Genomic DNA, 24,960 nt, shown 5'->3' with positions numbered 1-24,960 from the left:
AGGAGATCGCATCGATCTCCTTTTTTTATGACACATTCAACGTCAGTTTTTGATTACCACTTATGACTATAAGTTACTTTAAGCGTTGCACCATTTGCCACTAAATGGCTAGTGTTATCGCTAGTTCGTAATAATTGGCTATAGAGAGGATAATACTTGCGGTTAAACATGTTCTCTAAACCAATCGTCACAGTGTCTTTTTTGTTAAGCGCAAAGCTACTGATTAAATCTGCTGTTGTATAAGATTTTACATCATAGCGACCAAAACTATTTTTGCCATTTAAGCGGTAATCTTCTGAACCAAAGTAAGTGGCTTGTAGACGATTCGTCCAAGTTTCCGTTGGACTATAAGAAATATAACCTGTGAGTTTTAATGGTGGAATACGGAAACCTGTCATGTCTTGTTCAGCACCGTTTTGCGGCTTTTCACGACCTTTCATCCACGTAACACTACCACCAGTTCCCCAAACATTAGCATCGTCAAGATAGTCAAAAGTTGCTTCAACACCAGTGACTTTCTCTTTGGTTCTAGTAAGGGCCAGACCATTGCTGAAAGATTGCACAGCACCTAGATCAGAAGTAGAGTGGAAGACTGCTAAACTTGAAGAGAAATTGTTGAAGTTTCCTTTCCAGCCCAATTCATAGTTATCAACTTTTATAGGTTCTAAAAATGAAGATGATAATTCATAATTTTTTTCCTTATTAGTATTATCTGCATTACGAATAATTACACCAACATCGGGTAATTGAAAACCTTGGTTAAACGATGCATAAATCGAGTGCTGGTCATTTGGAGAGAAAGTCAAATTGGCATTGTATAACCATGCATCAGCTTTTACTTTCCCACCTTGATATACATAAGGGTTCGGCTTATATGATTGTGTTTTAGGATCAAATTGTGATAATGGAATAAAACTATCAATTTGGGCATAGCTATCTTCATAGCGTGTACCTGCTTCAGCCGACCATTGGTCATTAAAGCGATGTTTTAACTGTACAAAGCCACCAACACTTTGTGTGGTAAGTTCAGGTAAATAAATGAGCTTACCAGTTTTTACAAAATCTAGGCCACCAGATTGGTCATAAATATCAGGATTGAAAGTATCTAAAGGCATTTCGCTTTTTTCACGGCTAAAGTCACCACCCCAAACCAGTGAGGTGTCATCTAAAAACTTAAGCGGTGTGGTAACAGTTAAACGGCTACCGAGTATGTTATTTTCTTGATAGATTTGGTCTACGTTTCCACCCCGATTCGGATTTTTTCGTGCATCAAATGGTGAAAAACGGGTAAAGAAGTCGCGGTAATAAATTTGAGCATCAACCTTATTACCAAACAAGTCTTTATGGTTATAAGTTAAATTGTATATCTGGTTTTCGTTTTTATTTTGGTCTTTGAGTTTTAAGCCTTTAATTGCTTTCGCTGGTATAGTTCCAGCAGGAGCATTTTTTACACTTGGGTCAGATGCATAATCTGAGTCTTGCTCGGCATTATAATAGTTTGCAGCGAATTGTAGGTATTGGTTGTCATCAATATGATAACCAAGTTTACCACCTACGCTGTAAGCATCGGCATCATATAAATCGCCCTGACTAGGTTCAGGTGCAACACGGTCACCACTTGCATCGTATGGGCTACCAATACGCTGATAACCAAAGTCGAGCGCATAGTCAAAAGCGTTAAAGCTGCCTGTGAAATATTGATGAATATCGCCACTTAAAGCATTAGAACGGAAGTTTGTTAAAGGTGTTTGTAGGCCAATTACGGTTTTAGCTGTAGGTTCGCCCCCAGCCGCTTTCGTGGTAATTGAAATAATACCACCAGAAGCACCGCCACCATAAATTGCGTTACTGCCGCGAATCACTTCAATGTTGGCAATGCTTTCAGGGTCAATTGCTGAAAGTCCTCTTGATGTGTCTCGTGTCAGGTTCATTGGAACGCCATCCACCAAGATGAGAGCATTACGACCACGTAAAGTTTGACCATAATCGGTAATGGTGCGGCTTGAGTCTGATAGGCCCGGTACGGCTTTTGCTAAAACGGTTGCAATACTGCCAGATGAACCATTTCTTAAAAGTTCAATTTGTTTTTCATCTAGCTTGGTCACTTGCTTGGCAGAAGTAGAAAGTTCATCTGCACGTGAAGCGGTAATTGTAATTGTAGGAAGTGCCTCAGGCTTTTTTTCAACATCTGTTGTCTCAGAGGTTGAGGCTGCAAAGGCCGAGTTTGAGAGAAAGATGGCCCCACCAAGTGAAAGGAGTGGAATGATATTTTTTACTTCAGACTTCCTCGTAAAAAGTTTGTGACTTTTTATCTTATTTCCCATTGTCTCGCCCTGAGAGTGATTTTAAATTTGTCGAATTATAAGTGAGAATGATTGTAATTCACAATATCGTTGTTGGACAAAAAAATAATAAAATTTATTTTTATTAATTGTTGTGTAGAGGAAGGTGCATCCATCGCTCTACACAACTGAAAATTTATGAGATTTCTTTATAAGAATTCAAATGATTTTGATGGGCACGGCGAATAATGCTGCGGTCATCACCGAGTACAAAAAGCTGAACGGATTGTTGTTTCCATGCCGCAATATCTTCAGGTTGTCGGGGAATAGCACAGAAATGCTTTTGACTATTTTTAGTCTTTATATACATCTCTTGAACTTTTTCTTTCACTTTTGGATGGCTAGATTGCCATGGCATTCCCATTGATTGGGAAAGGTCGGCAGCACCTTCCAGAATAATATCAATACCTTCAACTTTTAATATTTCATCTAGTTGTTCTAGTCCTTCTAAGCTTTCAATCATGGCAACGACAACCGTTTCGTTTGCTGCGTGTTGAACAAAACTAGCTAAATCATCCATACCATATCGATTTAACCTTGTCGAGTTGAGACCTCTTTGCCCAAGAGGCATATAGTGACAATAGTTCACGGCTTCTTGTGCTTGCTGAGCATTTTCTATACGCGGAAAAACAATACCCGTTACCCCTGCATCGAGCAGAGGTAGAACTAAATGGTTGGCGTTTAACGGTACCCTCACAAAGACATCAAGATTCATGGCTCTAGCAGCTAAAATCATGGTCTCGACTTGAGACGTACTAAATAAAGTATGTTCCAAGTCGATAATAATAAAGTTGTAGCCCACAAGTGCCATTTGCTCGACATTAATAGGAGAAGCTACGGAACAAAAGATTCCGTAGAGCATCTCGCCATTTGCTATTCGTTTCTTAAAAGAAATCGAATGCTTATTCATATTCAATTTCCTTAATAAGGCTGAGCGGGTTCGGCGTGGTTTGTACTCTTAAGCGAATTTCTGGAAGGAAACGGCGGCTTGCGAGTTGTTCAATATCGATGGTGTCATCTGTAAAGTTAAACAATTCATATCGCTCGGCAAACTCTGGGTGAGCTTCTTTATGCTGATTAATAATGGTTCTTAACATGGTCCAGAATTTGATTTCATCGAAGTCATAATGTTCATTTAAGAAAATCGCTAACTCAGCCAGATTTACAAACCAAAGCGCATCTTGAGTAAAGTCTCTTAACTCATTTGGAGAGTGGGTTTCCAAGAACGAGTTCGGGTTAATCTTGGCATGTTCTTTTGGTGCATCTTGTAGGCTAGGTAAAAGCTCTGGCTCACGTAACAGATGACGACTAAAACGGATTCCATCGTGGAAATCTTTCAAGGCTGCTTTAACGGGTAAACCATTTTTATGAATTAGTACCATGTTTTGCGCATGTGACTCTAAAGCGAGGCCGTGGCACCATAAAATATGCATGATTGGTAAATAAGCATTAGTGAGTAACTTTTCTAACCAGAACTCGATACCGTACTCTTGAATCCACTCATCGATTAGCGGTTTTTGGTCCGTATCAACTTGCATTAGACCCGTTACAGGTGTTGATGATTCGCCTTCTTTTAAGTAGCTGTAAATACTTTCGCGCCAAATGCAAGCCAGTGCGCCGTATTGAACAGGTAGCGCAATTTGCTGGTTCACTGAAAGACCGCCGATCTCTCTTAAAATAACAGGCTTACGCTGTTTTTCTAAAATATGGTCTTGTTCAACAATGTTATAAAGCCAGTCACTCATTTTTGCCGCATTTTGAACGGTATGCGGTGCTAATACACGAGAGGTAGAAGTATTGATCAAGTTCATTGCCAATTTAAGAGAAAGCGCTGAGATATCACTAATATTTGATAATGTGCGAATGGACTGTTGCGGTAAATAAGTCGGACCTTCAATATCTAACGGGATGATCAGTTGGTTGCTGATTGCATCTTGATAATACAATTCAATAATTTTATCCCACTGCCACGGATGAATTGGGGTGAGGATATAATCTTTAAAATCTATATTTTGCTCTTTCAATTGATCGTTAATGGCTTTTAGATCTTTTTCTGAAAAAAGCTGTTTATAAAGCTGCTCTAAGTTAATGGTTTCACTTAAAACCAGTTTGCATAAACTATTATGAGTCGCGACCCATTGAACCGTAAAACCTTCAGAAAGCTCGGGTGCGTATTTTTGATTTTCTTTTAAATCGAAGCCAATACGAGATTTAAAACTTGGGTGATATAAATGCGCATTGGTAATTCGCGCTTCTTGCTCTAAATAAGGCAAGGCTCTTAAAGGTTGAGCAGGTGCTTGGCTCAAAGTCTGCGCATGTTTAACGTAAGTTAAATTCAGCTCATCATTAAAGTTTTGCCATTTAACTGGGTCAGCTTCAATAATATTTTTGAGGTCGGCAAGTAGTGTTTTTAAGTTAGGGCGAGTTTCAGCGTCTAACGTAATATCAGAACGAACTAAGCTTGAAGGATCTAGCTTAATTCGTTTAAAACTAAAGTGTCGCTTAGCCGCGCAGGTATAAAAAACAGTATCGGAAATATAAAACTTGATCTGACCTTTAGAAAACTCGTATTTAAAAGTATTTTCAAAAATAAGCGCTTCTAGTAATTGGCCCATCACGCGATTTTCCGCGAGGGTTTTATAATTGGTTTGTTGTGTTGGTTGAAGAGGGCAAAGTGTTTCTGCGCCGCGATATTTATAAATAGGGTTTTCAACTTCAATCCAGATTGGATTACCACCACTGTGGTAGAGCGTATTTAACATATTTGCCTTAATTGGTAATGTGAGTGAATTAATTAATAAGTCGCGGTATTGCTGGCCTTTGGCGCTAAAGTTTTCTTGCATGAGCGTAAGGCGGGTGGCTTGCCAAAGTTCAGATTCTTCAATAGCCGTAACGCGTGCAATTGCACTGATGAGATGAGCAATGTGATTGATCACGAGGTAATATTTTAAAAACGTCCATGCATCTTTTTGAGAGAACCAAACGGTACTATCTTCAGAAATAGATGAGTCGTCTTCTATCATTTCTGGAACTATGCTAATGCCTTCCATATCTCGAAGAATAAGGCGATGTGGGTAGCCATTTTTAAACTCCATTAAACTATTTTGCATGTGCGCTTCTACGCTAATGCCTTTATTTGCAAACAACTCAATTAATGGAATCAGTGAAACTTTAACGTACTGTTTCCACCAGAAAGTAATGAAGTCTTTCGCATCTTTCGATTGTAGATTTTGATTCGGTGCCGCTTGCTGAATAAAGCTTAAAAGTGGGATTTCATGGTTTTCATTTTCTTCAACCAAGCCGCCCAGCATTCGGGTATTTTCTAATACATCAGTAGTGAGCCCAGCTCTATAGAGGATGCCAAATGAACTTTCAAGCTCTGGAATTTTGACTGTTTTTGCCTCTAACTCCGGCAGAATCACAAGGTCTGGATATTGCTCACTAATCTTGTGATTAATAATAATTTTGCTCGCATCAATCGCGCGTTCCATTTCATCCATTGGGTTATTACGAATGAAACTGGTAATTCGTACATCAATTGATAGCTTTAAGAATAGATTTGATTGAGGCAACCATACTGTACGAACGGATGAGGTCGGCCATACGGTTTGACCTAAAGCTCCCAGATAGATCACGTCTTGGCTATCTAAATGTTTCTTTAAAGATGGATGTTGAAGTAAGAAATTAGCTTGCCACGGATGGGTTGGCATTAGCTCGTAATTTGCTAAGTTTTCTTGTAAACGTTCTTTTGCAGTTTTTAAAACTTCATCTTCAATACGATGAGAAAGCTGTTCTTCACTTACAAGCTTTTGGATTAAAGAAGAATGGATTGCAAAGTAATGAAGTTGGAAACTTGCGCCTAACTCAGGGCTATACTTTTTCATGTCTTCTTTAGAAAAACCTAAGTTGGCCTTAGAGGTCACATGAAAAGGGTGCCCATATAACATGCCTTGTTCGGTTGCCTGAAAACCACTAACTACTTTAGATGCTGTTTGAGATGGCTTATTTTCTAAAAAGAATTTTGTGTTCTCGATACTATTGGCAATATCAGAGTACAGGTTCTTATTTTGGTTTTTATCTTTAAATAAACTATTCAACTCATCTGTAATCAGCTTCACTAAATTTTTAGGGTCGGTGAGCGAGTCGAACGTATTGTCATTTAAGTTTTGCAGGACAAAACCACGTTGATATCTGTGATAACCCGTAGTTGAAAGATGCTGAACTGCGCCATAAACAGCCGTATTAGATGCATTAAACGTATAAGCAACATACAGGGTACTGGGTTGCTCCGCATATAGGGTGAATAAAGGAGAGTCTTGAGCTGGGATAATATGCTCTTCAAGATTTACTTTAAGTTCACGAAAGAAAGTATTCAGGTACTGTTCGAAAAGTTTATAAGACCATGCATCGGTTGTAATAATTGAGTTCATTCTTGTGCCTCTTTTAAAATTGTATCCATTAAGAATCTGTTCAAAATCACCACTAATCCCGCACCGATAAAAAATAGTGAAGTGCAGATTAATGCAGCAGTAATATTGAAAAATGAGTAGGTGAGCGTGATGGTGATTGGGCCAATAAGTTGTCCTAAGACAAAGGCACTGTTAGAAATACCAATCACTTTTCCTTGGCTTTGAGCGCCAGCTTTTAGAGAAATGGTGTGTAAGATCGAAGGAATAAGGGCAGCAAAGCAAAAGCCTTGTATGAGTCGTAATACAAGAACCAGCCAAATATTCGAAACCCAGATCAATGCGAAAATCGTGATGCCGCAAATTAAAGATGCGTAAACAAAGTTATTAAAAGAATCTCCTTTATCATCATTTCTTTTTCCCCAATAGGTCGCAGCAATAAAGGCGGCTCCCCATGAAAGCGCATGAATTGTTCCCGTTAAACTCGCAGCAGATAACGATGAGTGAGTGCTTTGGCTTATTTCACTAATGTATAAAACAAAGCATGACACCAAACCAAAGCCGCCCGCTTGAACTAAAATGCCGGCGCTTAACCATGAAAAAATCGTTCTATCAAAGAAAGCTGGAAGCTTAGATTTCTCTTTGGTTTTTGTGGTTTCGGTTTTAACGGGATTGGTTAATACAAATGACGCAATCACAATGAGTGTCATCACAACAAATGCTGTCGCGTTGAGTAATACTTCAACCCGCCATTGATCCATAAATATCCCGCCGAGCACGGGACCACATAGGCAAGCGAGTGCGACACTACTTTGTAGTTGCCCAAAAGCGGCACCACGTTGTTGTTCATTAGAAAGATATGAAATATAGGCATTTAAAATCACGGAAAGACCGCAAAAACCGAGTAAAATTCGCGCGAAAATAAACAGGTATAAATGCTGGGCACTCGCCATGAGCAGTATTGAAATACAGAAACCAGCCAGAGAAAGTAACAAGGCTTTTTTATGGCCGAATGTGTCGGATAGGTGGCCAACAATTGGTGCTGTAAATAAGCTGCCAATAGCTGGAGCTGCGAGTGCCAAACCTGCCCAGATAGTGGGAGTACTCATATGCGCCGTCAGTTTTTCCATATAGAGCGGCATGATCGGAATAAGCACCATGAGCCCGAAAGTAGAAAAAAACTGACAGAGCAAAATAATGAAATGATCTAGGCGAGATGAGCGCATGATTTAGATATCCATGGTCTCATAGCTAGAAACAGATAAGCTCTGATAAGGGTTTGGCGTAGTTCCGATTTTACTTGGCATACCTGTTGAGTCGCTTTCTTGCGCAAGTAAAGGCGTAAGTAGCTGTTTGAACGGCCAAGTCTTATTGTCGAAAAGATAGGTTTGAATTTGTGATTTTGTTTGTTCTGAAATCGGTTGGGTTTCTACAAAATCTTCAATAATGTCTTGAACCATCTCCCAAAAATCGCTTTCTGTACGATCCGTATATTTCAAGGTCGCTAAAGCAATCGGGTAGAGATTAATTTGAATCCCTAAGGTAATGAAGTAATTAAATAAGTCTTCATTTTTAGTAAAGATAAGATTGTTTGGTGTGCTGGTATCGATGGTATAAACCGGAGGTGTAAAACCATTTTTTTCAATGGCTGTGGTACATATTCTTAAGGTATCGTGGTCACGCAAAACAAAGAATTTAAACTTATTATTTTCATAACACACCATGGTGTTTTGCCCGTGGCATTCAGGCATGATTCCTTTTGCCCAAAGCGTTAAGAATGTTTGAATAAAATGAACACTTAAGTCTTTTAGTAATGACCATTTGTCACCTTCAACGCCTAAAGTTTCCCAAGGGTCGACATACGTACAGCTTAAAGCTGACATAGTGATTGGCGTGACGTTTTTATCTTGGCAAAAGTCGGGTAAATGTCGGACTTGGCAACCGATTACACCTAAATTTTTTACAATCGGCTCTTGTTTACCGAGCACCCACCAATGTGTTTCATTACTCAAAAAGAGGCGATTTTTTATTAAAGCAGTTTCATTAATGACTTCATTTAAAAAATCATATGCGGTATGTCCATTCATTAAATAACGGCCTGGCATAGAGCGGATTGCACCTAATGTTTTGGCATTGGTTGAGAGTTTTAAATGCAGAGTAGGATTGGCGTTGTGAATAAGCGTTCTTAAAGAAGAAGTCGGTAAACCAATTGTGGTGACATGGTTTAGGTCAATACCTTCATACTTATTTTCTTCAAGCTTTAAATAGCGATGTTGCGTCTCTAACAAAGGCAGGGCTAAGTAAGCATCTGAAAGCTGAGCCATTTTGTCAGCAATAAGACTTTCCTCAACTTCTGATAACAGAAGCTCTTTGTGAGGAATCGACTCCATATTATTGATCACGTCATCTTTCTTAAATGCCCACCAGTACACCTCAATTTCTTTTTGAGTTATGAGTGGGGCAAGTTCACCTTTTGAGTGAGCGAACGGATGAAATGGACGATCAGCTACCAGTGATAGCAATTCACTGGTCATTAAAGGCGAAGAAAATGAAAGGGCTGACTGTAAAATTTGAGGAATTTTTTCAGCCGTTACTAAGTTATCTAGCCAATAATCAATCGCTTTTTGATGGTGTGGAGATGGCCACCAAGTTGCTTTGGTTAAATAGTTAAAAACTTCAGAAATAGAAATTTTAGAAGTTGTATTGCTCAACACGTTATGAAGCAAAACTTCGGGTTGGGTAACATAGAAAGGATTTACACCATCTACTTTTAAACAGCCGAAATAGAGTTCTAACTCATCATTGAGAGTAATTGCCAGATAAGGCTTTTTATAGGAAATATGATCTCTAAAATCTCCATAATTTTCCATGTAGAGTGCATCTATCGTTTTTTGTAGTTGTGCTGTGTAAATCCGATCTAACATTTTAGTTATTCCTATTCTTATAAAAGCGGTAGAACCGTGCCAACGTTTTGTTCTTGTGCAGCATTGAAGAACCATTTAGCGCAGACAATGTCATCAATTGCCATGCCCATTGGGTTGAGCAAAATGATTTCATCTTCGTGTTCACGGCCGTTTTTATGACCAATAATGATGTCGCCAAGTTCAGCATGCAGTTTTTCACGGCTGAATAAGCCATCCTCAACCAACACATTGATGACTTTCTTTTCTCGGTTTGATTGGTCCCAGTCATCTACAATCACTTTGTCGACTTTTAAGAAGACTTCAGGCTCAATATCCATAATTGAAATATTTGAAACAAAGCAGCCTTTTTTAAGCCACTCAAATGGAATGTAAGGTTTATCTGAGACTGTGCAGGTAATGAGGACATCAGCTTGTTGAATTGCAGACTTAGCACTGTCATGAATTTCAATTTCTAGATTCGGATATTCTGATAAAAACAATGCTTTGAGTTTTTCAGCTGCTTCAGGGTTCACATCAAATAAATGGATTTTTTTCACTTGAGCATATTGTTCAAGCACAGTCTTAATCTGCATTTGAGCAATTGGTCCGCAGCCAATTACAGTAATGTCTGAAAAGTCTTTTTTTGCTAGATATTTAATTGAAACACCAGTAATTGCCGCAGTTCGCATGGCACTGATTAAGCTGCCTTCCATCACTGCAACTGGATAATTTGTTTCTGAGTCATTTAAAACAATCAGTGCGCTGGCACGCGGAATATTGAATTTTTTAGGGTTATGTTGTCTTGAACCAATCCATTTGATTCCGGCAATCGGGTCGTTGCCGCCTAAATAACAAGGCATTGCGATAATACGGTCGGCAATATGGTCTGCACCTTGCCAGCGAAGATAAGGTTTTAAAGGTTGAACAAACTGTTTATTTGCATGCAGAGTTAAACCTTCAGTAATCGCTTCAATAAATGAATTACTATGATTTGCGCCAAGATTTAATAAATCTGATTGACTTAAGTAGCGAAGGGTAGCCAAATTGCTCATGAATATTTCCTAAGGAGAAGGTTAAACAGCATTTTGTAAAGTAAGGTTTTCTTGGCGTCGTACGTTTCGATTGAAGTGACGCTTCTTGATCATTTCGAACCATTCATCTTCATAAACAAGATCGAGATAACGATCGCCGCGATCGGGCAACAGTGTTAAGACGCACGATCCATCAGGAATGGTTGGAATCAGTTTCTTGATGGCTGAAATTGATGAGCCACTTGAACCACCTGCAAAAATTCCTTCATGTTCAAGAAGCTCTCTGCAACCGAGTGCTGACTCATAGTCATCTACATAAATGACATCATCAATTTCATCGGGGGAGAGTAGCGGTGGGACTGTACTTGCACCAATCCCGGGAATTTCGCGTGGACCAGATGTGCCACCAAACAACACAGAGCCGACGATATCGACTGCGATCACTTTTAATTCTGGAAATCTTTCTTTAAGGCGACGAGATACGCCCATAATCGTGCCAGAGGTACTTGCCCCAATCACGAGGTAATCAATCTTGCGATCAATTTGATTTAGGATTTCTTCTGCTTCTCCAAAATAATGGCTTTTCCAGTTATTTGGGTTTGCATACTGATTAATCCAAACAGCATTTGGAAGCTGTTGGCAGAGTCGTTTTACAGTGTCAATTCTGGTTTTTAAATAACCGCCGTTTTGGTCTTTTTCAGAGACCATTTCGATATTGGCCTTGTAGAGCTTCAACATTTGTAAGTTTGCTGAGGCAATTTTCGGGTCAATAACGGCAGTAAATTTTAATCCATATATTTTGCAAGCCATTGCAAGCGCAATCGCTAAGTTCCCTGATGAGCTTTCAACAATATGACTATCTTTATTAATCACTCCAGATTTCAGGCCTTCCTGTAGCATGAATAATGCTGGACGGTCTTTAATACTTCCTCCTGGGTTTAACAATTCCATTTTCGCAATCACTGAGATCGATTGATGCGTGAATAGCCTTGATAATTGTAGTAGTGGCGTTTTACCTATGCAGTCGAGAATATTTTCATGGATCATGGTAGATCTTCTCAGGTTTTTATGTGGTGTGAATGATAATGATTATTAATTTAATTATTATTACCATTTGTGCCATGATTGTTGCGGTTTGTAACTCAAAACAGGAGGGACTTAGAGGATTTTTCACTAATTTTTTTTATCTAATTATTTGAATCGTAATATTTAAGTTTTACAAAAGGATTAATAAATAAATCTTTTTAAATATAATGACATAGGCAATAAATTACTTTAGAGCTAAAAAAATTAATTTAATTAAGACAGATGCGAGAAATTATTTTGAAGAAATAAAATGAAATTTATGACCTCACCCGCGTAATTGATGCATCGCTATTCTGTAGTGAGACATGGGTAGATTTAAGGCTTAAAGAAGAGATAAATATTTAAAGACTGACTTAAGATGTTTTGAATAATGAACTGAAATTGATCAAGTGGCAGTTATTGATATGAAAATGTCTGAAAATGATACGCTTAGATAGATATGATCATTTCCATAAGCGCTATATTTTCAATGGATCAGTTGAGCCTAGAAAATATAGGAATGCGTGTTTCGCATTTTGTCTTATGGGTCTTTCAAGCTGTCTTTGTCATAAAAGACAGCTTTTTTTTATGGCGATTTGATGAGTAGAAAAGTTATGAACGATAGCGATGTTTAGCTTGTTCATAAGCCTCAAGATTAATGCATTGAGCACCCAAGCTTGTGATTTGTGCTTGGTCGAGTTGAAGTTCATCCCATTTTTGCATTTGCTCGAGCAGCCAATAAAAGTCTTCTACTTTTGGAAGTGCACTTTCTTTTACTAAATGACGGACAATATCCTGAATCATATAGTATTTGTCGACATGTACTTCTTCTGAACAGTGGAAGCGCACAATTCCAAACTCGACCAATAATTTTAAAATTGGAGCAAAATCGTCTAACTCACTCAATTCTTGCTGGGCTTTCATAATTGCCGTGGTGAGTGCGACCAGTGTTTGTGGATGCTGTTCAGCCCATTCTTGAGTTACTGCTAAAACCTTATCAGCCACAGGTGGAATAATGTTTTGACTTGAGCAAATCATTTTACTTAAGCCTAAAAGCTCGCCTTGAGTATTCCATGGTTCTCCGACGCAAAAACCATCAATCACATGTTTGTCTAATGCTTCAACCATATAAGGTGGCGGTAATGTTTTAAGCTGGATAGATTGTGCAAGTTCAGGGTTTGCTAAGGCGATCCACTCTCTTAAACAATAATGATGAATAGAATGCTTAAATACATGCGCTAAAGAAATGGAGTGACCTTGTTCGAGATAATCTGCCACTTTTTGCGCTGTTACTTGAGCCATATCATTTTTTTGAATTGCAAGTTGATGAGTAAGTTTTTGACTTAAGCTAATGAAAGCACGGTTTTCACTTAAAACGAGTGATGTTTGTAGTGGCGTGCCAATTTGATCCGTGCCTACAGCCGCCGCAGGTAACATTGCAGATAAGCAGTGTGCTGCATCTAATAGACCAAAAGCAAGACGGTCTCGAAGACTTGCCCATGATGCTTCTTTAACTAAAGTGACATCTAAACCCACCTCTTCAAAGAAGCCTCTTTGTTTTGCCCAAAGCAATGCAAGACAATCAAGCAAAGGAATATAGCCGAGTTGTAATTGAGTCTTTTCTAATGTGCTCATTTATTCATCCTTTAGTTGATTGTTGAGTAATTTTTGGGCATCAAGTAACCGCCGTGCCATTTCTCCAATCGTTATACGGTGACTCATGGCATTTTTTCTGAGAAGTTGGAAAGCTGTATCTTCAGGCAGACCGTGGAGTTGCATGAGTAACACTTTGGCCTTTTCAACATCTTTACGATCAGCCAGTTTTGTTTGAGCCTCTTTTAAATCACCTTCGAGTTTTTTGTGTTTTTTATATTGCTCAATCGAGATTTCTAAAATGGTATGTAAGCGGGCAGGATCTATGCCATCTACAATATAAGCCGTTACTCCCGCATCGATGGCTTGTTTGATGGTGTCTTTATCTGAATTTTTAGTGAACAGGACAGTCGGTAGATCATAGCTACTCACACAACTTTCAATAATGTCACGATGAGGATGATCCATATCGAGTAAGATCACATCGGCTTGTAAATGCTCGAGACGAAAAATATTTAAATGGTCCAAAGTAAGGCAAGCGACCACTTCAAAATCATTTTCAAGCAGACTTTTTCTTATATAGTCTGCTCGCGCATGATCATCATCAATAAGGGCTATTTTGAGTTTTGGCATAAGTTCAGAAAATCAGGCTAAGAAAATGCGCCAATTCGACGCGTTTTTTGTTATCAGGTTTTAAGCAAGATTAGTGCCATCCAAAACTAAACAAAAAATCCAGTTTAAGTGGCATTTCAGCGAGCTAAACAATGAATGTGGTCAGTCTTGGTGCAAAAATACGATTCATTTTGTGGCAAGACATATTTTTATCTTAACCATTTAAGTGTACCGCGATGGGGCAAATAGAATAAGACATTATTTTTATAAGATAGCTGGCGAAATTATATCTATATGAAATTAAAAATAAAAAAATTTTAAATTAAATTTATATAAGGATTGGCATGCAAAATGCTTACTTAATTACAGGTCGAAGACGACCATAAGTTTTAAAGACGGCCAACGATGTCCGTTCTGATCGAATTTGTGAGTACAACTGTGCACACAAAGAATTTACGTTCAGTCGGAGTGAAGGCCATGTCTTTATTTTTATTGCATAAAAAAGTTACATCTGAATTATCTAATTTTTCAGTTCCAGCGATGCGAGCCTTCTCTATGGGGGGGCTCGCTTTTTTTATTTCTTTTTATGACTTTGCTGTGCATGGGGTGTCATTAACGAGTGGGAAAAATGGATTCCAAGCAGCTACATGCTTTGTGAGATTGATTCGCTTCTCGGTAGAACACAAGGCAAAAAAACAACGTCTATTTGAGAACGCAATAACGCAGCTTAAAAGCAACGTGATTTGAGGAGAAACACTATGAAATTGGTAATGATTGGTCATGGTATGGTGGGCCACAAATTCATCGAAGCCATTTTAGAAAAAGCAGATGATGAACTGGAAATCACGATTCTCGCGGAAGAACCTCGTATCGCATATGACCGCGTACATTTGACTGAATACTTCTCAGGGAAATCGGCAAAAGATTTATCTTTAGCACGCTTTGATTTTGCTGATGCGTATGGCATTGACCTGCGTTTAAATACTAAAGCAGTGGCGATTGATACAGCTGCACAAACCGTAACAACCAATCATGGTGATGTGATTAGCTATGACAAGTTGGTGCTGGCGACCGGTTCATATGCATTTGTTCCGCCAATTCCGGGTAATGACCGCGAGAACTGTTTTGTTTACCGTACCATTGAAGACCTAGATGCCATTCGTGCAGCAAGTTTAAAGGCTAAAACAGGCGTAGTAATTGGCGGTGGTTTACTTGGACTTGAGGCAGCCAAAGCATTACGTGATTTAGATTTAGAAACACACGTTGTTGAGTTTGCACCACGTTTGATGGCAGTTCAAATTGATGACTTAGGGGGCAAGATTTTACGCCGTAAAATTGAAGATTTAGGTGTAAAAGTCCATACACAAAAAGCGACTCAGTCTATTGAGTCTGGGGTAAATACCACTCATGTGATGAAGTTTGCCGACGGTAGTGAACTCGAAACTGATGTGATCTTATTCTCTGCGGGGATCCGCCCACGGGATGAATTAGCGCGTAATAGCGGACTTGCGATTGGTGAGCGTGGCGGTATTGTAATTAATGATTATTGCCAAACATCAGATCAAAACATTTATGCCATTGGTGAATGTGCGCTTTGGCAAAATAAAATTTATGGCTTGGTTGCACCGGGCTATGACATGGCGCGTATTGCAGCAAAACACATTTTAGATGAAGAGTGTCATTGCTTCGCTGGCGCAGACATGAGCACCAAGTTGAAGTTGATGGGTGTTGATGTTGCTTCTGTAGGTGATGCGCATGCCATGACTCCAGGTGCATTAAGCTATTTCTATGCAGATGAGCATGCACTAGTTTATAAAAAGATTGTTGTAAATGCAGATAAAACCAAATTGCTGGGCGCGGTTTTGGTGGGCGATGCGAAAGAGTACAATGACCTTTTACAAATGATGTTAAACGGTCTGGCTTTACCTGAAGTTCCTGAAAGCTTGATTATGCCCGGCTTTGAACAATCAGCAGGTAAGTCTGGTGGTAGCGGTGTAGATTTACTTCCAGACAGCGCGACCATTTGTTCATGTAACAACGTATCAAAAGCGGACATCTGCCAAGCAATTAGCGATGGTTCGACTTCTTTAGGTGCATTAAAGAAATGCACCAAAGCAGCAACAGCATGTGGTGGCTGTGCACCATTAGTGACGCAAGTGTTGAAGTCAGAGTTGCAACGTCAAGGTGTGACTGTAAATAACCACATTTGCGAACACTTCCCGTACTCGCGTCAAGAGTTGTATCACTTGGTTCGTGTCAATGAAATCAAAACTTTTGATGATTTGATTCATCAACATGGTCATGGTCTAGGGTGTGATATTTGTAAACCTGCTGCCGCAAATATTTTGGCATCTTGCTGGAACGATTTCGTACTTGAGCCAAGCCATGCAGGCTTACAAGACAGTAATGACTACTATTTGGGTAATATCCAAAAAGACGGTTCTTACTCGGTTGTACCACGTATGGCTGGCGGTGAAGTAACTCCAGATGGTTTAATCGCGATTGGTCAAATTGCGAAGAAATATAACTTGTACACCAAAATTACTGGCGGTCAACGTGTTGACATGTTCGGTGCGCAAGTTCACGAGCTTCCATTCATTTGGGAAGAGTTAAATGCTGCTGGTTTCGAGTCTGGTCATGCTTACGGTAAATCATTGCGTACCGTGAAATCATGTGTGGGAAGTACTTGGTGCCGTTACGGGGTAGACAACTCGGTTGGTTTAGCGATTGAGCTTGAAAACCGCTACAAAGGTTTACGTTCACCACATAAATTAAAAATGGCAGTGTCTGGCTGTACTCGTGAGTGTGCAGAAGCGCAAGGTAAAGACGTGGGTATTATCGCTACCGAAAAAGGTTGGAACCTTTATGTCTGTGGTAACGGTGGTATGAAACCACGTCATGCAGAGTTACTTGCATCTGACCTTGATAAAGCAACGCTCATCCGTTACATCGACCGTTTCTATATGTTCTACATCCAAACCGCAGACCGTTTACAACGTACCAGTGTATGGCGCGACAACATGGAAGGCGGTTTAGATTACCTTAAATCTGTAGTGGTGGATGATTCACTTGGTTTGGCTGCCGAGCTTGAACGCCGTATGGAACACATCATTGGCACATATCAAGACGAATGGCGTACTGCGGTGGAAAATCCTGAAGTTCGTAAACGCTTCCAAACGTATATCAATGCAGGAGCAAATGAACAGGCCGATCCACACATTCAATTTACAACTGAACGTGGTCAAATTCGCCCATTAACTGAAGCTGAACGTTCAGAAGACCGTATTCCAATGGTTGAAGCATAAAGGAGAGTTTCTATGAATATTGTACAAGACAAAAATATGCTTCCTGATGATCAATGGATTGATGTGTGTGCACTCGATGATTTAACCCCAAACACTGGCGCGGGTGCGCTAGTGGGTGGACAAGCGGTAGCAATTTTTCGTGTAGGACATGAAAAACGTGTTTACGTGCTGAGTAATAAAGATCCGTTTAGCCAAGCGAATGTGATGAGCCGCGGCATTATTGGAGATTTACAAGGTGAGCGTGTCATTGCATCGCCAATCTATAAACAACATTTTAGTTTGGCAACGGGCCGTTGTTTAGAAGATAAAGACCAAAAATTGGCAGTTTATCCGAGCAAAATTGTTGATGGCCGTGTTTGGGTCAATGCGGTGCCGCAAAAAACTTATATTACCAATACAGGTGTATCACAAGACAAACTTAAACTGGTGCTGATCGGGAATGGTTTGGCAGGGATGCGTTGTCTAGAAGATTTACTTGATATGGCCCCAGACCGTTATGAAGTCACGGTGATTGGTGAAGAACCTTGGGGTAACTATAACCGCATTATGTTATCTCCGGTTTTATCGGGTGAAAAAACCATTGAAGACATTATGTTGCATCCACCAAAGTGGTATGACGATAAAGGCATTAAATTTATTGCCGGTGATAAAGCCGTAAAAATTGATCGCCCACGTAAAGTGGTTTACACCGAAAAAGGCCAGACAGTTGATTATGACCGTTTAATTTTGGCGACAGGTTCGGCTCCGTTTATTCCACCAGTTCAAGGTGTCGACCTAAAAGGCGTTTTAACTTTCCGTGATATCTATGACGTTAACACTATGATTGAGTACTGCGGTTCAAAAACCAATGCAGTCGTGATTGGTGGTGGTTTACTCGGTTTAGAAGCTGCGTATGGTTTAAAACAACGCGGTATGAATGTCACAGTATTGCATTTGATGGACCGTATTATGGAACGTCAACTTGATGGTCGTGCGAGTCAATTACTTCGTCATAGTATTGAGCAAAAAGGCATTCAAATCATTACCGAAGCCAATACAGAGGCGTTAATTGGTGATGAAAATGGTCATGTCAAACAAATCCGTTTGAAAGATGGCACGGTCTTAGATGCTGACCTTGTGGTATTTGCTGTGGGCATTCGTCCAAATATTGCTTTGGCACAAAGTGCTAGTTTACGTTGCAATCGCGGTGTATTGGTGAATGACACCATGCAAACATTTGACCCAAGTATTTACGCGGTGGGTGAATGTATCGAACACCGTGGTCAAACTTTCGGTTTGGTTGAACCACTGTGGGGGCAAGCTTTTATTTGCGCGACCCATCTGGCTGAACACGGCAGCTTAACTTTTAAAGCACCCACTGTGCCGACTCAGTTAAAAGTCAGTGGTGTCGATGTATTCTCTGCGGGCAATTTTGAGCCGAAAGATGATTATGAAGACATTATACTGAACGATGAAAAACGCCAGATTTATAAGCGTATTATCATTCAAAGCGATCGGGTAATCGGTGCAGTACTGTTCGGTGATACTGAAGATGGCATGTGGTATGCAGAGTTAATTGCAGACCAAACACCTGTTTCTTCATTTAGAAATAAACTGCTATTTGGTCGAGATTTTGCATTAAAAAATGCAGGCTAAATAGGGAAAGGAGCAGTTATGAATAGTATTCCAAGCGTTGAAATCGATAGCTCCGACCATGTTGCAAAAATCACTAAAACAACATGTCCATATTGCGGTGTAGGTTGTGGTGTTAGTGTAAACGTCCAACAAAAACCTCAAGGACCTGTGGTGCAAGTAGAGGGGGATGCTGAGCATCCTTCCAACTTTGGACGCTTATGTATTAAAGGAAGCCGTCTTGCGGATACTTTAGGGTTAGAAACACGTGTTTTACAACCAATGTTTGGTCGTAAGCCACATCGGACTGTAACCACATGGGATGCAGCAATCAATAAAATTGCCGATAAATTCCAGTCTTGTATCGACAAATATGGTCGTGACAGTATTGCATTTTATGTTTCAGGTCAGCTTTTGACTGAAGACTATTATGTGGTGAATAAGTTTGTAAAAGGCTATTTGGGTACTGCAAATATTGATACCAACTCACGCCTTTGCATGTCATCTGCGGTGGCAGGTCACAAACGTAGTTTCGGTGAGGATATTGTGCCTGCAAGTTATGAAGATTTTGAACATGCAGACATGGTGGTATTGGTCGGTTCTAATACCGCATGGTGCCATCCTGTGCTGTATCAGCGGATTATGCAGGCTAAAAGCCAAAATCCGGATATGTTTGTGGTGGTAATTGACCCACGTTTTACCAGTACCTGTGAACAAGCGGATTTACATTTACCGATTTTACCGGGACAAGATGTCGCATTGTTTAACGGTCTATTCCAATATCTATATCAAAATGGTCATGCCGATCAGGCATTTGTAGAGGCTTATACAGAAGGTCTGCAAGATGTTTTGGCAAGCAGCCACCCAGAAGCCGATATTGAATATGTGGCAAAGCGTACGGGAATTGCACTCGATAAATTACAGCAGTTCTTTGAGAAATTTGCGCAGACTGAAAAAGTAATTACCCTATTTTCAATGGGTGTGAATCAATCAAGTCAGGGCGTAAATAAGGCCAACAGCATTATTAACTGTCATTTATTAACAGGCAAAATTGGTAAGCTTGGTGCTGCACCATTTTCTATGACAGGTCAGCCCAATGCGATGGGTGGCCGAGAAGTGGGTGGCTTAGCCAATATGTTGGCTGCGCACATGGACTTAGATAATCCATTACATCAAAAAGTAGTGCAAACCTTTTGGGATAGCCCATTTATTGCGACTCAAGCTGGCTTAAAAGCGGTTGATTTGTTTCGTGCCGTTGAAGCTGGAAAAATTAAAGCCATCTGGATTATGGCAACCAATCCAGTCGTGAGTTTGCCCGATGCCGATCAAGTTAAACGTGCTTTAGAGAAATGCGAATTGGTCGTTGTGTCAGATATCTGTGCCGATACCGATACTACGGCTTACGCCGATATTTTGCTTCCAGCTTTAGGTTGGGGTGAAAAAGATGGAACTGTTACTAATTCTGAGCGCCGTATTTCACGTCAGCGCGCATTCTTACCTGCGCCAGGTGAAGCAAAAGCAGATTGGTGGTCTGTTAGCCAAGTCGCGAAAAAATTAGGCTTTAATGGTTTTGACTTTGCGAGTGCAAATGACATCTTTAATGAGCATGCAGCGTTATCTGCACAAGACAATACAGACATGGATCTGCGAGAAGAGAGTAATAATTTTCGTTATTTCAATCTGAAAGGTTTAATGAACCTAAGTAATGCTGAGTACGATGCTCTACAACCAGTGCAATGGCCAGTATGGGATAAAAACCAAGACGCTAAAGCCGTTCAACAACTGTTTGGCAAGGGCCAGTTTAGTCATAAAAATGCCAAGGCAAAATTGATTCCGACGGTTGCAATTGATCCCGTACATGCAGTTTCAGAAGATTATCCGCTCATTTTGAACACGGGACGTATTCGTGATCAATGGCACACCATGACTCGTACTGGTTTGTCACCAAATTTGACCAGTCACCGCGCTGAACCATTCTGTGAGATTCATCCAAGTGATGCCTTGAAATTTGGTGTACGTGATCAAGGCTTAGTAGAAGTTCGTTCGAAATGGGGCAGTTGTGTACTACGTGTGACCTTCTCATCGGGGGTACGTCGTGGGCAAATTTTTGCACCGATTCACTGGACTGAACAGGTTGCATCCGACGCCCGCATTGGTAAAGTCGTTAATCCAGAAGTTGATGCAATTTCGGGTGAGCCCGAGTTCAAACATACGCCTGTAACCATTCAGCCGTTCTATACCACTTGGCAAGGCGTGCTCTATATTCGTGAAGGATACGATTCGTATATCCAAGAATCGCTGCATCACTGTGCATGGTGGACCAAAGTCAAAATGGTGAAAACCAATCGTTATGAACTTGCAGACCGTCAAACTTTTCACGATACTCAAAAGAATCTGAAAAGCTTTTTACCATTTGCCGATGAAACCTTTGAATGGTTAAGCATAGAAGATATCTCTTCACAACTGAGCCATAGCGTTATTTTGAAAGATGGCATTGTAATTGCAAGTCTATATATTGCACCGCCAGATTTATTGCCAGACCGTGATTGGGTAGCGAGTCTGTTTAAACGAGAACGTTTGAGCGCCTTGCACCGAAAAGCTTTACTAGCGGGTATGCCAATGTCGGCTACTAATAATGATGGGCCTTTAGTGTGTAGTTGTTTTAAAGTAGGTAAGAATAAAATTATCGACGTGATAAAAACACAAAACATTACCCATGAAAAACAGGTTACTGCATGTTTAAAAGCAGGTGGGAACTGTGGTTCATGTTTACCTGAGATTCGTGGCTTGATTAAAGCTTGCCAACAAGAGGTGGAAGTGTGAATAAGGGATATCCCGTAACTGATTTAGTCATTTTGGCGGGTGGACAAGCCCGCCGTATGAATGGTTTAAATAAGCTATTGCAGCAATTTGATGGCGATACGCAACTACTCAAAATTCATCAAAAACTAAAGTCATCTGTATCTGAAATTTGGGTAAATAGTCATCGTGATTATTCAATTTATCAAAGTATTGTGCCTGATATTAAATGTTTTCAAGATGATGCTTCCGGTTTTTTCGGCCCACTTATGGGTATGAAAAGCGCATGGTCACATGTAAAAGCAGATTATGTTTTGTGTATTCCCTGTGATGTGACGTATATACCTACGCAAGTTGTTGCGAAATTACACAGCGCACTACGCAAAAATAAACAAGCTCAGGTAGCCTATGTTTCAATTAATGGAGATGCTTTATACCCATTTTGCTTATTAAAGCGTGAAAGCCTGCTTACGATAACAGCGCAAATTGACAAACAACGATTAAGTTTAAAAGAGTGCTTTAAGCTTTTACATGCACAAGTCGCCGTATTTCAAAAACAAAACTTATTTTTTCATAGCATTAACTCTTTGGATGAGCTTCAACAATATAAACAAATCAATGCTTTTAAAGAGATATTTACAGCAAGTTAAACATTAGATTTTATCAATTTACAAACTAAATTGATGTTATAAACAAATTTTAGAATGATGCGTTCTTGACTATCTAATATATAAGTTCTATTTTGGAACTTGTTATTTTAATTCTAGCTAGATGTATAAAAATAAACGGAGCCAGAAAAATGATGGACGCAGCTCAGCAAAGTAAAACAGATGTGACCGCATGTATCTTATGTTCTAGAAACTGCGGTTTAAGTGTCGAAATTAAAGATAACCAGTTTGTCAAAATTAAAGGTGATCCCGAACATCCTTTTTCTCAAGGTTACATTTGCCAAAAAGCTGCCAGATTACAGCATTACCAGCAACATGCAGACCGTTTGACCACACCTTTAAAACGTCAACCAGATGGATCATTTCAAGAAGTGAGTTGGGATGTAGCCATACAAGAAATTGCTGATCGTTTAGTACAGATTAGAGATACTTTTGGCGGCACTGCTTTTGCTTCTGTTGGGGGCGGCGGTCAGGGTAACCACCTCGGCGCAGCGTATGGCCGACAGCTCTTGCTGGCCATGAAAAGTTATTATGCTTATAACTCTCTTGCTCAAGAAAAAACGGGTGATTTCTGGCTCAATGGACGTTTGTTCGGTAGTCAGGCTTGCCATATCACAGAAGATGTTGAACACGCAGATTATGTACTTTTCATTGGGACAAATCCTTTTCAGGCCCATGGCATTCCTAATGCACGAGACACACTAAAACATATTAAGAAAGATCCGAATCGAACCATGGTCGTGTTTGACCCGCGTGTTACCGAAACGGCCAAACAAGCAGACATTCATGTGCAGCTAAAACCAGGGACTGATGCTTTTTTAATGTCAGCCATGATTGCGATTATTATTAAAGAAAAGCTTTATGATGCAGCGTTTATTGGGCAGCATACGCACGGTTTTGAAGACGTAAAAACAGCATTTAGTCGAGTTCCAATTGAAGACTATATTGCCAAAGCAGATGTTCCAGTCGATTTGATTTACCAGGTAGTTCGAGATTTTGCCAAGGCAAAAAGAGGCTGTGTACGTATCGATTTAGGTATTCAACATACTTTGAATACGACTTTAAATGGTTATTTAGAAAAACTACTGTACTTACTGACTGGAAACTTTGGAAAACAAGGTGCCAATAATTTGCATACCATGTTTATTCCAATTTTGACCGATACGGATGAAAGAAAACCAAAATATCGACGTAGCGTTTACCATAAAATGTTCCCGATTTCCGGGTTTTTCCCGCCTAATATTTTACCCGATGAAATCCTAAAAGCAGGGGAAAAGCGAATTCGTGCTGTGTTTGTAGATAGTTGTAATCCACTATTAACCTATCCTGATACACCAGCCTATGAGGAAGCCTTTAAAGCATTAGATTTGTTGGTTGTGGTCGATGTCGCCATGACGGAAACCGCGAGACTAGCGGACTATATTTTGCCTGCACACACCCAGTTTGAAAAATGGGAATTTACGGGCTTTAATCTTGAGTTCCCTAAGAATGGCTTTCACCTAAGACATCCCGTATTGGCTGCTCAAGCAAACACTTTACCGGAAGGCGAAATTTATACTCGATTACTTGAAGCTATGCAGGTGATTCCAAAACGCTTTCCAGTTTTAGAAAAAATCGCTTTAGTCGACTCGAAAAAAACAGCCTACTTACCATACTTGTCGGCGTTAGGACTTACCTTAGCACGACATAAAAAATATATCCCTTTTGCTGCCTCTATCATTTATCGCACTCTTGGCAAGCGACTTGGCAATTCTGCAGATTCAGTTGCTTTTTTATTGCCATTATCGATTCAATATGCTGTGTTACACACCAAAGCGGTACGCCGTGCAGGTTATAAGGGTAATCCGTTAACACAAGGTGTCAAACTATTTGAGCAAATATTAAAGCAACGTTCAGGTATGATTTTATCGCAACATGAATATGACGAAGTCTGGAAACTGGTAGCTTATAAAGATAAGAAAATACGTTTAGCTATTCCCGAGATGTTAATTGAGCTCGCAAATTTAAAAAATCATCAGGTTAACGTTGAAGAATTTCCTTTCATACTTTTGTCGGGTGAGCGACGTAGTTATAACGCCAACCAAATTTATCGTGACCCAGCATGGCGAAAAGTAGATGCTGAAGGAGCTTTACGAATTCATCCTGAAGATGCAGAGGCCTTAAATGTAGCTATGGGTGATCAAATCAAATGTATCTCACAACATGGAGAAATTCAGGTTACTGTAGATTTTGATGAGGGAATGCGAAAAGGAGTTGTTTCGCTTCCACATGGTTATGGCATGCGCTTTCAAGGTGGGGAACCAATTGGACCACAATTAAACATGCTTATTTCTGGTGAGCATTGTGACCCTTTATCTAAAACACCGTACCATAAATATGTACCCATCCGTTTAGAAAAGTGCTAGAAATAAAGTAGGGCATATAAAAGGTTGACGCCGCACTGATTTTGTAAAGCTTTAAAGTTTAAACTAAAACGATACGGCCGAAATTTCAAATACAACCCAAAAAGTTATGGATGATAAATAGAATTGGAACAAATTTTGCAATAAAGATCAAAGCACTACTAAGGCGCAATTTTAAAAGTTTAATTGCTCTTAATGAGTGCTTGCAATATTTGAACTGTTC

The 24,960-nt window shown here is 39.9% G+C and carries 16 protein-coding genes; 7 read left to right on the top strand and 9 right to left on the bottom strand.

Annotated elements, in window-relative coordinates; genetic code table 11:
• Positions 1 to 53: 53 nt before the first annotated feature.
• The 7 genes from J663_RS01235 to sbnA all read right to left on the bottom strand — a co-directional run bounded on the left by J663_RS01235 (position 54) and on the right by sbnA (position 11,729).
• On the bottom strand, positions 54 to 2,324 hold the full coding sequence (locus tag J663_RS01235; RefSeq protein WP_033847356.1) for a TonB-dependent receptor: 2,271 nt from the start codon (positions 2,322 to 2,324) through the stop codon (positions 54 to 56).
• Between the two features lie 154 nt (positions 2,325 to 2,478).
• Positions 2,479 to 3,252 (bottom strand): HpcH/HpaI aldolase family protein, encoded by a 774-nt coding sequence (locus J663_RS01230; protein ID WP_033847354.1) that lies wholly within the window; start codon positions 3,250 to 3,252, stop codon positions 2,479 to 2,481.
• Complete coding sequence (locus J663_RS01225; protein ID WP_033847353.1) at positions 3,245 to 6,772, bottom strand: IucA/IucC family protein; 3,528 nt, start codon at positions 6,770 to 6,772, stop codon at positions 3,245 to 3,247. Before J663_RS01225 ends, J663_RS01230 begins: the two co-directional genes overlap by 8 nt.
• Positions 6,769 to 7,974: an MFS transporter gene (locus tag J663_RS01220; protein WP_033847352.1), complete on the bottom strand. Its 1,206-nt coding sequence runs from the start codon at positions 7,972 to 7,974 to the stop codon at positions 6,769 to 6,771. Before J663_RS01220 ends, J663_RS01225 begins: the two co-directional genes overlap by 4 nt.
• A 3-nt stretch (positions 7,975 to 7,977) precedes the next feature.
• Positions 7,978 to 9,618, bottom strand: coding sequence for an IucA/IucC family protein (locus tag J663_RS01215; RefSeq protein WP_081404597.1), 1,641 nt, complete (start codon positions 9,616 to 9,618; stop codon positions 7,978 to 7,980).
• Between the two features lie 71 nt (positions 9,619 to 9,689).
• Positions 9,690 to 10,703: a 2,3-diaminopropionate biosynthesis protein SbnB gene (gene sbnB, locus J663_RS01210; protein WP_002115662.1), complete on the bottom strand. Its 1,014-nt coding sequence runs from the start codon at positions 10,701 to 10,703 to the stop codon at positions 9,690 to 9,692.
• Between the two features lie 21 nt (positions 10,704 to 10,724).
• Positions 10,725 to 11,729: a 2,3-diaminopropionate biosynthesis protein SbnA gene (gene sbnA, locus J663_RS01205; protein ID WP_005803491.1), complete on the bottom strand. Its 1,005-nt coding sequence runs from the start codon at positions 11,727 to 11,729 to the stop codon at positions 10,725 to 10,727.
• Positions 11,730 to 12,237: 508 nt separating this feature from the next.
• On the opposite strand from sbnA, the gene J663_RS18660 reads away from it, so the two are divergent.
• A complete protein-coding gene (locus J663_RS18660; protein ID WP_014207016.1) occupies positions 12,238 to 12,354 on the top strand; it encodes a hypothetical protein in 117 nt (38 codons plus the stop codon).
• Positions 12,355 to 12,359: 5 nt separating this feature from the next.
• Here J663_RS18660 and J663_RS01200 read toward each other — a convergent pair whose 3' ends face one another.
• Both J663_RS01200 and J663_RS01195 read right to left on the bottom strand, forming a co-directional pair.
• Positions 12,360 to 13,382: an ABC transporter substrate-binding protein gene (locus tag J663_RS01200; RefSeq protein WP_033847348.1), complete on the bottom strand. Its 1,023-nt coding sequence runs from the start codon at positions 13,380 to 13,382 to the stop codon at positions 12,360 to 12,362.
• On the bottom strand, positions 13,383 to 13,973 hold the full coding sequence (locus tag J663_RS01195; protein WP_002115726.1) for an ANTAR domain-containing response regulator: 591 nt from the start codon (positions 13,971 to 13,973) through the stop codon (positions 13,383 to 13,385).
• 456 nt (positions 13,974 to 14,429) lie between these two features.
• Here J663_RS01195 and J663_RS01190 point away from each other — a divergent pair, with 456 nt between their 5' ends.
• The 6 genes from J663_RS01190 to J663_RS01165 all read left to right on the top strand — a co-directional run bounded on the left by J663_RS01190 (position 14,430) and on the right by J663_RS01165 (position 24,740).
• The gene (locus J663_RS01190) at positions 14,430 to 14,699 is read left to right on the top strand and encodes a hypothetical protein (RefSeq protein ID WP_322835822.1); all 270 of its coding nucleotides are present in this window, start codon (positions 14,430 to 14,432) and stop codon (positions 14,697 to 14,699) included.
• An 11-nt stretch (positions 14,700 to 14,710) separates the two neighbouring features.
• On the top strand, positions 14,711 to 17,257 hold the full coding sequence (gene nirB, locus J663_RS01185) for a nitrite reductase large subunit NirB (RefSeq protein ID WP_033847345.1): 2,547 nt from the start codon (positions 14,711 to 14,713) through the stop codon (positions 17,255 to 17,257).
• Between the two features lie 12 nt (positions 17,258 to 17,269).
• Entirely contained in the window at positions 17,270 to 18,892 is a 1,623-nt protein-coding gene (nirD, locus tag J663_RS01180) for a nitrite reductase small subunit NirD (protein ID WP_033847343.1), read from the top strand.
• Between the two features lie 18 nt (positions 18,893 to 18,910).
• Positions 18,911 to 21,691: a nitrate reductase gene (locus J663_RS01175; protein ID WP_033847342.1), complete on the top strand. Its 2,781-nt coding sequence runs from the start codon at positions 18,911 to 18,913 to the stop codon at positions 21,689 to 21,691.
• Positions 21,688 to 22,317: a molybdenum cofactor guanylyltransferase gene (mobA, locus tag J663_RS01170; RefSeq protein WP_033847341.1), complete on the top strand. Its 630-nt coding sequence runs from the start codon at positions 21,688 to 21,690 to the stop codon at positions 22,315 to 22,317. The genes J663_RS01175 and mobA overlap by 4 nt, the downstream gene beginning before the upstream one ends.
• A 149-nt stretch (positions 22,318 to 22,466) precedes the next feature.
• Entirely contained in the window at positions 22,467 to 24,740 is a 2,274-nt protein-coding gene (locus J663_RS01165; RefSeq protein ID WP_033847340.1) for a molybdopterin-dependent oxidoreductase, read from the top strand.
• Positions 24,741 to 24,960 lie beyond the last annotated feature (220 nt).

The sequence above is a fragment of the Acinetobacter sp. 826659 genome (assembly GCF_000588515.1).
Classification (GTDB): Bacteria; Pseudomonadota; Gammaproteobacteria; order Pseudomonadales; family Moraxellaceae; genus Acinetobacter; species Acinetobacter pittii.
This window is presented reverse-complemented; position numbering and strand designations above follow the sequence as displayed.